This window comes from Candidatus Thermoplasmatota archaeon, from assembly GCA_018814355.1.
Classification (GTDB): domain Archaea; phylum Thermoplasmatota; class Thermoplasmata; order UBA10834; family UBA10834; genus COMBO-56-21.
In genome coordinates this window covers 1-2,335 of the sequence record JAHIZT010000102.1, presented here as the reverse complement: position 1 = coordinate 2,335, position 2,335 = coordinate 1, and the positions used below count along the sequence as shown (strand labels likewise).

Sequence of the window (2,335 nt, the reverse complement as noted above, 5' to 3'; positions counted from 1 at the left end):
TCCCTGACAAAAGGACGAAGATGCCATAGTGCGGCATAGACCGCGAATAGAGGCTTGTCCGACAACCCCCTCCGAGATCATAAACAGGAGGCAAATCAAGAGTAGAAGGATTAGACTAGGAAGAAGCCGCAAGGACCTCCTCAACATAGGGAGGAAAGGCGGTTCAGGTAGGGAATTGGCTATGAAGTGCTCGAAATGCGAAGCAGAGAATCCCAAAGGCCAGAAGTTCTGCGGTGCCTGTGGCAATGCGCTACCAGCACCTGCGCCAGCGGCGCCTTCCCATGTTACTGCGAGAGAAAAGGCGTTGGTCGCGGTTATCTGCATTCTTGTCGTTGTCCTTGTGGTGGTCCTAGCGATAGGCCAGATAGGACCCAAGCCAGCAATCAAGATGGTATCGTGGGACTATGAGACATTGGCTTACTGGGGCCCTGAATCGTATGTGAAGGTGACCTTCTCAGTGACTGTCATGAACGAAGGCGATGCTGTAGGAAACGCAACGATAAGAGGCTCGGCTCAAGTTGGAAACCAAACTGGTTACGCATCACTGGCGATTTCTCTGAGTCCTGGAGAGGCCTAATCCTACACGATTGATGCCAAGATCCCACAAAGCAGCTATCCCTTTGGCGTGGTAACGAATGTGACCTGTGCACTGATAACCTTCTGAGATGACGAAAAGGGGTCTGAACCTCGCTTCGGAGAAGACCATAGAGAAAGGATGGCGACCTTCATAGCCTGAAAGGCAAGAACGGGCGAATGGGCACAATCCCCCATATCTCAGATTCAATCGTGCATGAATCACGCTCAAACATGCGGGGTTCCAAGGGGCTTATGTCCTTCACCTGGCACCTATTTCATCAATTAGACGGAACAGAAGAAGACTTACGTCCCTCACCTGCTGCGTGGGCATCCCCTAAAGCCGACCTTCGTCGAAGTCCAGCACAACGCTGGAAGGATCGTTGATGATGTCCTTGAGGCGGCCAAGTGCCTTTGCACCCTTGACCACTGCTGCTCCACGTGCGTTGCGTACGCTCTCCACAGATTCGAGGTTCCTAAGGGCGGTCAGAGTCTCACCATAATCTTCATGCGCAGCTTGCCTTGAGTGACTGATGAATTCATGCGCAGAGGAGTACTGATCCCTTGAGGAGCGGACGTCAGCCTGTGCATCAAATACAACCCTGAGGTGACTTTGATACGCCATAATCATATCGTTTGGACTTCCTTGAGAACTGTACTTCTCCATCACTTTCTGGACGTTCTGTTCCAAAACTACGTGAATGTCTCTCCACGCCACAGAGTTTGCCGAGCGATAATTGTCCAAAGAATCGTGGAAATGTTTTAACAAATCCCTTGCGTTTCCGTCTATGAACAGACCAAGGTGAGAATCTTCCATCTGTCTGAACCCCATCTGTGCGTCCCTTTGGCCATCAACGCTCCTGTACTCGGAATAAAGGTTCCTCGGTTCTCTGTAGTCATTCAATGCCGTCAGGGCATCCATTGTCTCGTCCCAAAGGGGGGCATAGATCTCCTTTACCCTTGTGAGTGCGTAATCATGTCTCCACTGTCGCTTCTGCGACTCTCGATTAATGTGGTCATATATCGCCTTTGAGACAATGGCACCAAGAAATAGACCGGTAATCACGGTCAATAATGATGATGCGGGGCCAGCGTCGAACGAGCCAAATGGAATGATGTATTCCACAAGAATCAAGCATGCCAAGAAGGAGAGCAGTCCGATCCAGAGTCTCTGATTCAGACCAATGGGTTTGCACATGCTACGGATTCCTCCGGACAGCTGAAGCCATTTCGGCCATAAGATGCTTCTGCTAGTCTTGGGCTGGCAGTCTTTAGGGGACTGAGAGAGCGCAATCGGGGTAGACGACACACGGAAGGAAAGACCACAGAACAAGACTTGTGTCGCCCATGAGGGAAAGACCATAGGGATGGTATGTAGAAGAGGCCACTCGCCATTTCGTAGCAACGAGGTTGGATTCCCAGTGCCTCAATACGAATCGGAGGCGAGTAGGCCATGCTATACATAGGACTGGACGTGCATAAAGAATTCTGTCAGGCGTGCGTGATCGATGAACGAGGACGGGCCCTCTCTAACGAGAGGTTCCCGTCCACTCATGAGAGCCTGGATGTCTTCCTAGCTGGTATCAAACATGCCAAGTTCGTCCTCGAGTCTACGGGCATGTGGGAGTTCATCTACGAGGGAATCGAGAAGAGAGGGTTCGAGGTACAGCTGGCTCACCCGCTCAAGGTCCGGGCGATCGCAGAAGCCAGGGTCAAGACCGACAAGGTCGACGCTGAAACCCTGGCTCAACTACTTCGAGCG

The 2,335-nt window shown here is 51.6% G+C and carries 3 protein-coding genes; 2 read left to right on the top strand and 1 reads right to left on the bottom strand.

The annotated features are described in order from the left end of the window. The first annotated feature begins 181 nt into the window (after positions 1–181). A complete protein-coding gene (locus KJ653_07315; GenBank protein MBU0685634.1) occupies positions 182–577 on the top strand; it encodes a zinc ribbon domain-containing protein in 396 nt (131 codons plus the stop codon). 333 nt (positions 578–910) lie between these two features. Here KJ653_07315 and KJ653_07310 read toward each other — a convergent pair whose 3' ends face one another. After that, positions 911–1,771: a hypothetical protein gene (locus KJ653_07310; protein ID MBU0685633.1), complete on the bottom strand. Its 861-nt coding sequence runs from the start codon at positions 1,769–1,771 to the stop codon at positions 911–913. A 255-nt stretch (positions 1,772–2,026) separates the two neighbouring features. Between KJ653_07310 and KJ653_07305 the strand changes: the two genes are divergently transcribed. Beyond that, the coding region (locus KJ653_07305; protein ID MBU0685632.1) for a transposase at positions 2,027–2,335 on the top strand (309 nt) is incomplete at its 3' end.